The sequence below is a fragment of the Rhodococcus sp. YH1 genome (assembly GCF_009939605.1).
Lineage (GTDB): Bacteria > Actinomycetota > Actinomycetes > Mycobacteriales > Mycobacteriaceae > Rhodococcus > Rhodococcus aetherivorans.
Genome location: NZ_WVTE01000060.1, coordinates 1 through 12,281, shown reverse-complemented (window position 1 = coordinate 12,281; position 12,281 = coordinate 1). Strand labels below are relative to the sequence as shown.

General features: G+C 65.7%; 10 protein-coding genes. 5 read left to right on the top strand and 5 right to left on the bottom strand.

Annotation, left to right across the window (positions count from 1 at the left end; translation table 11 throughout):
- On the top strand, window positions 1-1,707 hold a 1,707-nt coding region (locus AIIKEEIJ_RS06485), incomplete at its 5' end, for a DUF4082 domain-containing protein (protein WP_161995234.1).
- Between the two features lie 17 nt (window positions 1,708-1,724).
- Here the strand turns inward: AIIKEEIJ_RS06485 and AIIKEEIJ_RS06480 are convergent.
- Both AIIKEEIJ_RS06480 and AIIKEEIJ_RS06475 read right to left on the bottom strand, forming a co-directional pair.
- Window positions 1,725-2,582: a glycosyltransferase gene (locus AIIKEEIJ_RS06480; RefSeq protein WP_082120205.1), complete on the bottom strand. Its 858-nt coding sequence runs from the start codon at window positions 2,580-2,582 to the stop codon at window positions 1,725-1,727.
- The gene (locus AIIKEEIJ_RS06475; RefSeq protein ID WP_082120204.1) at window positions 2,575-4,314 is read right to left on the bottom strand and encodes a WecB/TagA/CpsF family glycosyltransferase; all 1,740 of its coding nucleotides are present in this window, start codon (window positions 4,312-4,314) and stop codon (window positions 2,575-2,577) included. Before AIIKEEIJ_RS06475 ends, AIIKEEIJ_RS06480 begins: the two co-directional genes overlap by 8 nt.
- A gap of 541 nt (window positions 4,315-4,855) precedes the next feature.
- Here AIIKEEIJ_RS06475 and AIIKEEIJ_RS06470 point away from each other — a divergent pair.
- Window positions 4,856-5,779, top strand: coding sequence for a GDP-L-fucose synthase family protein (locus tag AIIKEEIJ_RS06470; RefSeq protein WP_050036298.1), 924 nt, complete (start codon window positions 4,856-4,858; stop codon window positions 5,777-5,779).
- A gap of 10 nt (window positions 5,780-5,789) precedes the next feature.
- Here the strand turns inward: AIIKEEIJ_RS06470 and gmd are convergent, their stop codons facing one another.
- Both gmd and AIIKEEIJ_RS06460 read right to left on the bottom strand, forming a co-directional pair.
- A complete protein-coding gene (gmd, locus tag AIIKEEIJ_RS06465) occupies window positions 5,790-6,827 on the bottom strand; it encodes a GDP-mannose 4,6-dehydratase (RefSeq protein ID WP_050034791.1) in 1,038 nt (345 codons plus the stop codon).
- Window positions 6,827-8,083: a glycosyltransferase family 4 protein gene (locus tag AIIKEEIJ_RS06460; RefSeq protein WP_050034790.1), complete on the bottom strand. Its 1,257-nt coding sequence runs from the start codon at window positions 8,081-8,083 to the stop codon at window positions 6,827-6,829. Before AIIKEEIJ_RS06460 ends, gmd begins: the two co-directional genes overlap by 1 nt.
- A 215-nt stretch (window positions 8,084-8,298) precedes the next feature.
- Between AIIKEEIJ_RS06460 and AIIKEEIJ_RS06455 the strand changes: the two genes are divergently transcribed.
- From AIIKEEIJ_RS06455 to AIIKEEIJ_RS06445, 3 genes are all read left to right on the top strand, one after another.
- The gene (locus AIIKEEIJ_RS06455; protein ID WP_232334097.1) at window positions 8,299-8,880 is read left to right on the top strand and encodes a methyltransferase type 11; all 582 of its coding nucleotides are present in this window, start codon (window positions 8,299-8,301) and stop codon (window positions 8,878-8,880) included.
- A 264-nt stretch (window positions 8,881-9,144) separates the two neighbouring features.
- Window positions 9,145-10,122: a hypothetical protein gene (locus AIIKEEIJ_RS06450; RefSeq protein WP_050034788.1), complete on the top strand. Its 978-nt coding sequence runs from the start codon at window positions 9,145-9,147 to the stop codon at window positions 10,120-10,122.
- A 141-nt stretch (window positions 10,123-10,263) separates the two neighbouring features.
- Window positions 10,264-11,163, top strand: a complete 900-nt coding sequence (locus AIIKEEIJ_RS06445) for a glycosyltransferase family 2 protein (protein ID WP_161995233.1) — start codon at window positions 10,264-10,266, stop codon at window positions 11,161-11,163.
- Between the two features lie 60 nt (window positions 11,164-11,223).
- Here AIIKEEIJ_RS06445 and AIIKEEIJ_RS06440 read toward each other — a convergent pair whose 3' ends face one another.
- Complete coding sequence (locus AIIKEEIJ_RS06440) at window positions 11,224-12,114, bottom strand: MazG family protein (protein WP_050034786.1); 891 nt, start codon at window positions 12,112-12,114, stop codon at window positions 11,224-11,226.
- Window positions 12,115-12,281 lie beyond the last annotated feature (167 nt).

Below are 12,281 nucleotides of genomic sequence, written 5' to 3'. Positions count from 1 at the left end.
GGATCGTGCACGCAAGGCTCCCCCGACACGGCCGAACGTCCCGGCTCGCCGGCAGGAAGCCTGTGGTCCGACGAAACCGTCCCGGCCGTCTCCGGCGATCCCGCCGCGCGGCCGATCGAAGTCGGCACCGAGTTCACGACGACGAGCGATGGAGTCGTCACCGCCGCGCGGTTCTATCAGGGACCGGAGGACACAGGGGCGGTCACCGCCACCTTGTGGTCGTCCGACGGCACCGCCTTGGGTACCGTCCCGATCACCACCGGCCCGAGCGGCTGGCGGAACGTACCGTTCGACGAACCGATTCCGATACAAGCGCACGGAAGCTACGTGATCTCCTACCGTGCTTCGAATGGGAACTATCCGACGGATCCGAACACCTTCGACCTGGGCGCAACCGTGAAGAGCGGATGGTTGACCGCGCGCGACGGACGGTTCACCTACGGCGAGGGAATCCCCGACCAGTCGGGAAACGGTGCCGCCTATTTCGTCGACGTCGTGTTCGAGCCGACGGGTCCGTCGCTGCGATCGGTCGACGGCGGTGAGGAGTACTACGACACCTTCGAGAATTCGCTGCCAACGTCGCCGGACTACTTCCCTCTCGCAGTATGGTTCGCGCGCGTGACCTCCCCTGAGGAGGCTGCCGTCGATCGGACCATCGGACTCAATACCTACGTCGAACTGACCGAAGACAGCGACGTGCGGGTGATTCGTGACAGCGGGATGTTCGCCCTTCCCAGCCGCCCGGACCCGCTCGCGTCCGGTCAACTGACCACAGACGAGGCGGACATGTGGGCGGGTGCCGGAGATGCGCCGTGGACGGGTCGGATGCCTGACGATCGACCGATCTGCGTACCCGAACAAGCTAAGTGCGGTTACACGGTGATGTATGCGTTCAGGAGCAAAGTACCGTCGGGCGTCATGACTTTCACGAATTACGGCAAGGGCGTCACCTTCTGGGAGCCCCGGGACGCAGCCGAACGATTCGTCAACGACTTTCAGGATGTCGTATCCGCAGACAACTACTGGTTCACCGACGATACGATCTGTCAGGCCGACCAGGGCGGTGTCCTCACGAAGGACGGGCAGGCCGACCTCTCCCCCGCGGAGTGCCATCTGGCGGCCAATTACGGTGTGACAACACGATACGTCCGCTCCTTGGTCCAGCCGCGTGCGGCGATGCCGGTGTGGAACTTCGTGGAGGTGGGTCACCCCTTCGAGGAGGACACGGGCGGCACGATCACGGGCCCGCAGATTCGAGCCGCGGTCTGGAGCAGCATCATCAACGGCGCACGCGGCATCGTCTACTTCTCCCACAACTTCGGCGGGCCGTGCCTGTCGTACAACATCTTCCGGGACCGGTGCGGAGACGGCATCCGCGACGACGTCAGGGCAGTCAACGATCAGATCAATCGACTGGCCCCAGTTCTCAATGCACCGTTCGTCGACGGATTTGCCAGATCCGACGGACCCGTCGATCTGGCTGCCAAGTATCACGAGGGAAGTCTCTACGTGCTCGCGGGATCCACGCGGAACGAGGGCGGAGACGCCACGATCGCCCTTGCATGCGGGAATGCGGACCAGGTGGAGGTCTTGGACGAAGGGCGGAGCATACCCGTCACCGGTAACACATTCCGGGACACATTCGACGACGGCAACGCCGTTCATCTTTATCGGATCGACCGGACTGCCGACTGCGACCTCCAGTAGCACCCCTCATGAACCCCTCACCGAGGCTCTCGACTGCTTTCGTCGCGCTCCCACGGCACGTTCGGATGCAGTGCACCCCGCCGGGCCGCGAGCGCCACCGCGATGTACACCGCTGCATCCCCAGCCGATCCGGGTCCCCGGATCGACCGCAGCACCGCGCGAGCGGTGGCCGGGCCGGTGCGGCGCACGCGACTCCGGTCGACGACGCGCGCTTCGGTGCCGCCGCGATGACTGCGACGCAGAATTGCGAGCAGACTTCCGACATCAGTGGGAGTCGTGACCACGGCCGGTTCCGTACGCACCACGGATTTCTCATCGGCGTCGAACAGAGAGTCGACGAAAAGATCGTCCCCCGTAAGATCCGGGAAGGATCCGAACCTCGCATGCCCCTGTCTGCTCAGGCCGTACACACCGGCACCCCACAGTATGGGCTCTCGCTGCGGAATCCGCTGCCGGGCACGGTAGTAGCTGCGAACCAGTGGGTCGGAGCGGTCGAACGCGTAACGGAACTCGGGACGAGCGGCGAGCACGTCACCGCGGGCGAGTCGATCGAGGACGGCCAGTACCGCACCGGCCGAAATCCGGATGTCGGCGTCCAGGTACAGCCGGGGCCACATCGTGGCGATCCGGTCACCGGTATTCAGTGCCGCAGGTTTGGACCCCTCCCGCAACTCGACAACGTGCACGCCCGGGATACGTCGGGCCACCGCGGCGGTGTCGTCGGTACAGCCGTTGGGCACCACAATCAGCTCGATATACCCCTCGGTTGCAGCGTGGCTGAGCGGCAGGAGCGTCCGCTCGATCACCGCGGCTTCGTTGTACGCGGGAACGATCACTGCGCCGCGTCGGTGCGGTCCCGACAGTTGTTCAGCCATGTGAGGTCGCGTGCGGGAGATCTCGCCATTTCCTGCGGTTCAGCACAGCTGCGAGCGTACGTCGACGCTCCCGATCGTAGGAGCGCAGCGCTTCGGCCAATGCCACGGCTCCGCGGAAAAGCACCGCGTACGCGGCTCCGTGGTGTCGTTTCACGTATCGAATTCGGTTCACGGCCATGAGCCGTGCGAGAGCCGGCGATGTACCCGAGCCTCCCTGGCGGTGTTGCACCACCGCCGACGGCTCGAACCGAACCAAATGGCCGCTCTCGCGGATGCGACGGAAGTAGTCCGTCTCCTCGGAGTAGAGAAAGAACTCCTCGTTCCAGGGGCCTACCTCGTGCGCCACCGTGGTTCGAATGAGCAGTGCGGCTCCGGTTGCCCAGTCCACATCGTGAGCTTCGAGGTAATCTGCTGGACAGTAATCGATTTCGGAAAGCAAGGACGGCCTCTTACGAAGTCTGCGGCCGAGCAATGCGTCCCCGACCGCACGCGAGAGCGAGGGCTCGCGTCGAATCGAGTTGTAGACTGCGCCGTCTGCGTCGAGAATGAGCGGTACCACGGCCCCTATTCGGTCGTCGCCACGGAGCGATGTCATCAAGCGGGTCACCGCTCCAGGGGCCAACGACAGATCAGGATTGAGTATCAGCACGGCCTCGCACGGCTCCACGAACGGCATCGCCGCATTGATGCCACCGGCATAGCCGAGATTCCCCCCGGACTCGACCAACGTGATGTCGGTGTGCGAGCGCACCACATCGGTTGTGCCGTCGGACGACTGGTTGTCGACGACAACGACGCGGATCGACTGGTCGCGAGCAGCGATACGCAGGTCGTCGATCAGCCCGGGCAGATCGGACACACTGTTGTACGTCACCACCACCACGGCGACGGTAGCCCGCCGTCGGGGCCCGACGAATGCACCGCGCCCCACACTCCTGTCGGGATGCGCCATCGCCGCTTCGTGCTGGAGCGTCGGTTCTCGGCGCATCAACCGCAGCAATTCCGGCGGATCGTGCACGAGATAGCGACGGCTCAACCGTCGTGGCTCCAGCATCAGTCGCCACGTCCACTCGAAGCCGTGGTCCGCCATCCACCGCGGCGCCCGGCTCACGCGGCCGGCGAGGAAGTCCACCACGGCACCGAACGCGAGCAGCACCCGCGCTCCGGTGTCCGGGCCGAATCGCGCAATCCAATTCTCCTGCAGGGGCTTTCCCAGTCCCACGATCAGGATTTCCACCTCGGCCGAACGGATGTCGGCGGCGATTCCCGCCGACGTTCGGGAGTCGAGTATCTCGGATCGCGCCGGCGCCCAGGTGCCCGCGACCTGCAGGGCGGGAAGGCGCATCCTCAGCGTCTTGCGGAGTTGCTCGTGTGTCTCGGCGGTCCCGCCGAGAAACCCCACCCGCGTGCCGTGTTTCGCCGCGTACTCCAGAATCGGCCAGATCAGGTCACTGCCCGAAAGCTTCGGCCAAGGCCGACCGCTGAGTGCCTCGGCTTTCCGGACGAGCGGCACTCCGTCGAGCAGTGTGAGCCAGCGCAGCCCCCTGGACGGCTCTCCGATGGAAACCGCAGGTGGACGGTCCGTCCAGAAGCTGTCGCGTTCGAAGTGATGGAGATGGTCGAGGTTGGCCGATGCGACGGCGAGCGGGTCCGGTAGGCGGAGCGCATCGACGATGAGGGCCATCGCGAGCTCTCGATCGACCAGATCGATCGGAACGGCATCCACAACCATTCGAGGCCACGGCGTCGGACATGGGTGCGCCGGACCGCGCAGGTCTCGCTGTCCGTGATCCCAACTCGTCCCACCCAACTCGCACCCCTCGAGGCGTCGTTGTTCCGTCGAATTTTACCCGAGCTGCATGCAGTTCGGGCCCGATACGTACGTGCGCGGCCAGATCGGAGCGCCCGACGCGGTGAGCTCGCCGGCACGTGCCGGCCTTGTCGCGTTCCGTCGGCTCAGTCGCAGTCCTGCCCTTGCGCCGGGCACGCGCTGAGAATCTCCGCGCGTCGACGAACGAGCAAGTGGTAACCTTCGAACCCGGTACCGGCTCCGGTTCGAGGTGATCGGTTGGAGGAAGTTGCGGTGCGTGCATGTGCCACCCTCTCCCGGACATCACCGGAGCGTTCGGGACCCCCACCGGAGGATCGAGGTGGCCGTGTCGGATACCGACCCTGCACGGGATAGCGTCGATGTCGATCGGTCCGATCGAGCCTCCTGCGTCGCAGGTCGTCATCCCGGGACGAACTCCTACCCCCTACCTCGAAGCACCCGGATCTACATCGCGGGTCACCGGGGACTGGTGGGATCGGCGCTGTGGCGCCACTTCGCAAAGCGCGGGTTCGAGAATCTGATCGGACGTAGTTCGGCCGAATTGGATCTGCGCGACGCCCGCGCTACCACGGAGTTCTTCGAGGCGACCCGCCCGCAGGTGGTGATCGCCGCAGCAGCACGGGTCGGCGGGATCGCAGCGAACGCTCGTCGACCCGCCGACTTCATCTCCGACAATGTGCGCATACAGGTGAACCTGCTGGACAGCGCCGTCGCGAGTGGCGTGAAGCGATTCCTCTTCCTGGGGTCGAGCTGCATCTACCCCAAGTTCGCAGAACAGCCGATTCGCGAAGAGGCACTCTTCACGGGTCCCTTGGAGGAGACGAACGAAAGCTACGCGGTCGCGAAGCTGGCCGGGATCGCGCACGTCACCGCCATCCGCCGCCAGCACGGCCTGCCCTACATCAGCGCGATGCCCACGAACCTCTACGGTCCGGGCGACAACTTCAGCCCGCACGACAGCCACGTCCTGCCCGCCATGATCCGTCGCCTCCATGACGCGGCCCGGGACAGCGCTCCGCATGCAACGTGCTGGGGCACGGGCCGGCCCCGGCGCGAGTTCATGTATGTCGACGACTTCGCGGATGCCTGCCACTTCCTGCTGGACCACTACGACGACTGCCGGCCGGTCAATGTGGGCACTGGTAGTGACGTAACGATCGCCGAGATCGCGCACCTTGTCGCCGACGTGGTCGGCTACCGCGGGCAGATTCGGTGGGATCCGTCGAAGCCGGACGGCACCCCGCGCAAGTTGCTCGACGTCCGACGCCTCACGGAACTCGGATGGACCGCGAAGACCCCGCTCGAGGAGGGCGTCCGGATGACATACGAGTGGTTCGTCGCGCATCAGGGAACCTGTCGCAGCTGATCCCACAGGGTCAGTGCGACGAGGTGCCCCACCCCGGCAGCTCGGGTCTGTCGATCCGGTGACCGCCTCGAGATTCGAGTGCCGCGAGGTCGGCGTCCACCATGATCTTCACGAGTTGGGGAGTGCGCACCCGAGGATTCCAGCCGAGGATCGCTCCGGCCTTCGCTGCGTCGCCGATCACCGAGTCGACCTCCGCGGGGCGAAGGTAGCGTTCGTCGAATCGCACGTACTTCTCCCAGTCGAGACCGGCGTGGTCGAACGCGAGGGCAAGGAATTCGCGCACGGAATAGCCTTCTCCCGTCGCCAGCACATAGTCGTCCGGGGTCTCGGCCTGCATCATCCGCCACATCCCCTCGACGTATTCGGGTGCGTAACCCCAGTCACGGACTGCGTCGACGTTGCCCATGTACAGATGCCGATCCAGGCCGGCCCGGATGCGAGCCACCGCACGGGTGATCTTTCGCGTGACGAAGGTTTCCCCCCGTCTGGGTGATTCGTGGTTGAACAGGATGCCGTTGACTGTGAAGAGACCATATGCCTCCCGGTAGTTGCGTGCCGTCCAGTAGGCGAACACCTTGGCGGTGCCGTACGGCGAGCGGGGATGGAACGGCGTCTCCTCATTCTGCGGCGGCGGCGATGCGCCGAACATCTCCGAACTCGACGCTTGGTAGAAGCGGCAGTCGAGTCCGATCTGGTGAATCGTCTCGAGCAGCCGAATTGTTCCGAGTGCTGTTGTTTCGGCGGTGTATTCCGGCTCGTCGAAACTCACGCGAACGTGTGACTGCGCCGCCAGGTGGTACACCTCGTCGGGACGAATCGCCGACAGCAGCGCCGTGAGCCGTGCCCCGTCGAGGAGTTCTCCGTAGTGCAGGAACAACCTCGCGCCGGGTACGTGAGAGTCCACGTACAGGTGTTCGATCCGGTGGGTGTTGAACGTCGAGGCACGGCGGATGACTCCGTGGACCTCGTAGCCCTTGTTCAGCAGCAACTCCGCGAGATAGGACCCGTCCTGTCCGGTTATGCCGGTCACGAGTGCGCGTTTGACCATCAGCGCGACCTCTGCCTGCGCGACTCGCGCACGAGATCCCCGATCCATTTCTCGTAGCGCTCCAGGGCCTCGTATGTGGACAAGGTTGTAGCGCAGTAGCGACGTCCCTGCTCCCCCATGTGTGCGGCGAGCGCCCCGTCCGTGCCCAATCGGACCGCCTCCCGGAGCAACAGGTCCGGTCGGTCGGCCGGGATACGGATACCGGCCCCTGATGCGGCGATCTCGGTCGCCGTGAATCCGTCCGCGTCGGTCGCCGCGAGGACAGGCTTGCCGGAGTTGAAATAGGACGTCAGCTTGCTGGGTACCGCCATCTGCGCGACGCCGGGTCGTTCGTTCACGAGAAGCACATCCGCAGCTCCGAGCGCTGAAGGAAAGTCCTCCTCTGTGACCGGCGCCAGGAACTGCAGTGTGGGGATTCCGGCGCCCGCAGCCTCCAGACGAACGCGCTGGTTGCCGTCACCGAGCAGGACGAACCGCACACGGCGGCCTTCGCGACTTGCCAGCCGGGCCGCCGCGACAACATTCTCCAAGCCCTGTTTGGTGCCCATGTTTCCAGCATGCAAGATCACCACCTCGTCGGAATCCCAGCCGTGTGCGGCGCGGAATGCGGAGCTGGCCGCGGGATCCGGGGGTGCGACATGGTTCCAGTTCCGGATCGTGCGAATTCTTCTGCGGTCGACGCCGAGGTGCTCCTCGAGGATCTGCGCGAATCCGTCGTGGATTACCACAATGCCGTCCGCCGACCGAAGGAATGCAGATTCCACCGCCTGTGCCACGCAGGCGGACAAGCCCGACAGCGCCGCCGCCTCCACGACCCCACGGCTGTAGAGGTCGTGGACGATGACGCCGATTGCAGGTCGCCGCCACGACAGCCGTGCGCGCACCACGGACAGTCCTGCCGCCAGCAATGGTGGACTCACGCAGAGGACGACGTCGGGTCCGTTCCATCGCGCGAGCAGAAGCTGAAGCCCGAAGCTCATCTCCATCAACGCTCGACCGACTGCCGTAGCACCCCGCGGGACGTGGTGACCGAAGCGCCGAATCCGAACGCGATCCTCGATTTCGTCGGATCGGAACCGGAAACCTCCGTCCAGGCGCTTCCATTGCGGATAATGAGGGAATCCGGTCAGAACTTCGACTTCGTGCCCACGCGCGGCCAATCCGGACGCGAGAAGGGTCGTATAGGGCGCGATCCCGGTCGGCTCTGGGGCGAAGTTGATGCCCAGGATCGCGATACGAACCTTCGGTCCGGTCATGAGAACCGAGGGTAGTACGCGCGAACCACGCAAACGGCGCATCGAACCGGATCGAGATCGGCCCTGTCGTCGCACGGCGGTGATAGCATAGGCGTCTTGCGAACGTCGAGAGCCTGATCACCGGAGGGGGATCTGTGGCCGGCACCCAACTGCGACGCATACTCGTGGATTCTCCGACATCTCTGGGCGCCAGAACGAGGATGCGGCGTTGGCAGATGTTTCGTGAGGCATTCCCGGCGATCGAGAACATGCGGGTTCTGGATCTCGGCGGAACGATAGAGGCATGGCGCCGTGCCCCGGTCAGGCCCGAGCACGTTACGGTACTCAATCTCTTCGAGCCCGGTGAGTCCGACGACGGGTGGATCGTTCCCGTCCTCGGTGATGCGTGCGATGCGACCCGCGTCCTTGCACAGGCGGACGTCGACTCCCGCTTCGACATCGTGTTCTCGAATTCACTCATCGAGCACGTGGGCGGACATGCCCGCAGAGCGGAGCTGGCGCGACAGGTCCGGCGCCTCGCGCCGCACTATTGGATTCAGACGCCATATCGTTACTTTCCCCTCGAACCGCACTGGCTCTTTCCCGGAATGCAGTTTCTGCCTGCCGCTGCCCGGGTCGCCATTGCCGCACACTGGCCCTTGGTCCACACGAGGCCGGCGAACATCGACGAGGCGCGCAACGAGGTTCTGTGGACCGAACTGGTGAGCATCACAGAGATGCGCGACTACTTCCCCACGGCGACCATTCTGCGCGAACGGATACTGGGTGTCCCCAAATCGATCATCGCGGTGGGCTGACGGATGCCACTCCCGACACCCGATTCGACCCGAAATCCTGGGGTGTTTTCCGACAGAGCGCTCCGTCCGAGTCGAAGATTCGACGGCAAGGCCGGAGGTAGCATCGAAATGGAACAGGCCCCGATGGCGATCCCGAACACGAATCGCCCGTTTCGCCCGGTAGCGCAGCGCGGAGGACGTCCCGGATCGCTGCAATCGTGGTCCACCGCGTACACCCGGACATCCGACGCGCTGCAGCCCCCGGGAGGGAAGGAAACACTCACGATGACGAAGTCCGCGACCATTCCGGGCCTGCGCGTCGGCGACCTGGTCGAGGTTCGAAGCGCCGAAGAGATCCTCGCGACGCTGGACGAACGGGGCGAGCTCGAGAACCTGCCCTTCATGCCGGAGATGCTCGGGTTCTGCGGCCGTCGGCTGACCGTGCACAAGGTTGCGCACAAGCTCTGCGACACCATTTCGGGCAGCGGCATCCACAGGATGGACAATGCGGTCCACCTGACCGATTCGCGCTGTGACGGCTCCGCGCACGGGGGCTGCCAGACAGCGTGTTCCCTGTACTGGAAGGAAGCCTGGCTCAAACGCGTCGGCCCCGGAACGCCGACTTCGTCCGTCTCCGGCCGTATCGAGATTCCATTGCTCGAGGTCAACACCCGCAAGGAACCGGGACCCGACGGCCGACCACGCTATTCGTGCCAGGCCACCGAGCTGATGCGCGCCGCGCCGACGTGCCTGCCGTTCCGCGATCTCGGCCAGTATGTGACGGACGTGAAGACCGGAAACGCCGGTCCCATCGACTCGATCAAGGCCTTTCTCGTAAGCCTGTTCAATCGCCTGCAGGACGCCAGCAGGCGGCGGCTACCGCGCAAGCTGTGGTTCCGCGACGGGCTGCCCTGGGGCTTCGTCGCGGGCAAGGCGGTCGGAAGGACGCCGACCGCCCACCTGAACCTCCAACCGGGCGAGATGGTACGCATCAAGCCCAAGGATCAGATCATGTTGACGCTCAACGAAGATCGGTTGAACCGGGGCATGGGCTTCGAGGAAGAGATGGCCCGCTACTGCGGCCGCACGGCACGAGTGCAGGCCCGGGTCACCAAATGTATAGACGAGAAGACCGGCGAGTTGCTGACCATGAAGAACCCCTGCATCGTGCTGGCGGACGTCGTCTGCAGCGGCGCGTACAACGCCAACTGCCCCCGCGAATTCGTGCCTTTCTGGCGGGAAATCTGGCTCGAACGTATCTGAAAACCGGACTCGGTGTCCGGTCCACCGAGTACCGGCCTGATCGAAGAAGCCGCCAGGCCTGTCGTCGCCCCGGCCCGAGCATTCCGCCCGAGGCGTGGAGGCACGGTGTAATGCACGAGTCGAGCGACGAGGGGGTGCCCGATGGGCCACACCGACACGCTGGTCTCCATCGGGTTGCCCGTTCGCGACGGGGCGGATCGCCTCGAGGTCGTGGTGCAATCGGTGCTCGCCCAGGACCACACCGACATCGAACTCGTGATCTGCGATAACGCCTCCACCGACGGGACCGAGGAGCTGTGCCGCAGCCTGGCGGAGCAACACAGCCGGGTCGTCTACCACCGGCACCCCGTGAACGTGGGCCTGCTCAACAACTACATCAGCGCGCTCCGGCTGGCCACCGGCACCTTCTTTCGGTGGGTAGGCGATGACGACTGGCTTGCACCGCGCTGCATCTCCAGGGCTCTGGAGGCGTTCGCAGCCGACGACCGGCTGATCCTGGTGACGAACCGAATCGAGTACACCGCTCCGAACGGCCTGACACGACTCAGCCCGCACCACGGCACGGCCCTCGCTTCCGACGACCCGGTTACGCGGTTCACCGCGATGCTGGGGATGCTGAACGAGGCCATCCCACTGGTCGATCCTCTGTACAGCTTGATCCGACGCGAACCCGCGGTACGGATCGAGCGTCGGAACATGCTGCGCGAAGACGAGGTGTTCGCCGCCAAGCTGGCGCTTGCCGGGCCATGGGGGCACGTGCCGGAGGTGCTGGCGCGACGGCACCTGACGCATGCGACACCGTCGATGCTGGCACGCAAGCTCGACGTACCGTCGTGGCAGGCGTACATCGCGACCACACTGGAGTGCAGGGAAATGGTGCGATCGCTGGCCGAGTACGACCTGAGCGCCGAGCAGCGGCGCAGGGCCCGGCGCGCTGTGGCCCAATTGTATGCACGGCGCCAGCAGGACTTGCTGATTCGAGTCGGCCGCAAGCTCACGCGCACGACCCGCCGACGTGCAGGACGTCGCCAGACAGGTTAGGCCGCGGGCGGCGGGCTGCCGCATCCTGCCGGGTCGGGCGACCCCGACCGGCGTCGTCGCTCACGTCTGCGGCCAATACCTGCGCCAGTCGTCGCTCGACAATGGTCTTCGCTTACCGCGATCGGCTTCGGCGGCGTCTTCGGCTCTGCGGATCCGGCCGGCGAAAGCCACGACAGCGGTCCGCAGCGTCTGCTCGGCGCTGCCCTCACCGCAGATCCGTACCGAACCGAGCGATTCCGGTACCAGATCCGACGGAAATCCCGCCTTGGCGCTGCGGGTCAGCACCTTCTCGGTCAACGCCAGCGCCGGCTGCGCCATCGCGATGCCGTCCAGGCAGGAGGGCCGGGCCTTCTCCGCCGCCTTCGCCACCTCCCACGCCGCCTCCTGCTCGGCCACGTCGATCGGGCCGGTGTGACCGTTGGTCAGGTGCGGGCTGCGCAACGCGAGCTTGGTGACGAGCGTGTCGGCGACATCGTCGACGGTGAACGGGTCGGTGCCGGACTCCTGGGCGATCCGCGAGTGGAACAGCACCTGGAGCAACAGGTCTCCCAGTTCCTCGCGCAGGCCGTGCGGGTCACCTTCCTCGATCGCGTCGAGCAGTTCGTAGGTCTCCTCGAGCAGGTAGCGGCGCAACGAATCGTGCGTCTGGGTGACCTCCCAGCCGCCGAATCCCCACAGCCGGTCCATCACCTCCACGGCACGCAGCAGGCGCTCCCCCGGCGCGGGCGGGGCGGCGATCACCCGCTCACCCCGCCGCACGCGTTCACGCACCGCCTCGTGCCCGGCGTCGACGGCCACCAACGTCTCGGCGTCGGATCCCGCTGTCGCGCCGAGCGTTTCCCGAACCGCCGCCGGCACGTCGTCGGTGCAGGCGAGCGGCCCGGTCAGCAGCGGCACCGCCTCGAGCGGCACCGATCCGGGCCGGTACGGGTCGAGCAGAATCACCGTCACGGCCGTCGCCTCACATTCCCCGTCGCTGCGCTCGCCCCGGTCACATTCCCCGTCGCTGCGCTCGCCCCGGTCACATTCCCCGTCGCTGCGCTCGCCCCGGTCACATTCCCCGTCGCTGCGCTCGCCCCGGTCACATTCCCCGTCGCTGCGCTCGCCCCGGTCACATT